The following is a 288-nucleotide window of genomic DNA, read 5'->3' as shown; positions in this document are numbered from 1 at the left end:
CCGATGACATGAGCCCGGCCATGCCGACCATGCAGTTCTTATTACGGAACTTGCGAACGTCGAACCGATCGGCAACAAAATGTGTTTGTCGCTGGTTCCAACTCATTGGGCCTTGGATTGCTTCTTGCACGATGATTGAGTTTTCGCCCATATGCTCGGCGGGGATGTGCCCGTCGCCGAACCTGTCAGTAAGGAACGCGCGCGTACCTGCTTTTAGGACACCCCTGTAAAGGCCGATTTTCACCCCAGATAGGTTTATTTCAACAATGCAGGAGCAAGCCCAGTTAG

1 protein-coding gene is annotated in these 288 nt (G+C 52.8%); it reads right to left on the bottom strand.

From position 1 onward, the window contains the following. The coding region (locus QP363_RS12985; RefSeq protein ID WP_284764787.1) for a hypothetical protein at positions 1–244 on the bottom strand (244 nt) is incomplete at its 3' end. Between the last annotated feature and the right edge of the window lie 44 nt (positions 245–288).

The organism is Corynebacterium sp. UMB6689 (assembly GCF_030215295.1).
GTDB classification, from domain to species: Bacteria; Actinomycetota; Actinomycetes; order Mycobacteriales; family Mycobacteriaceae; genus Corynebacterium; species Corynebacterium aurimucosum.
This window is presented reverse-complemented; position numbering and strand designations above follow the sequence as displayed.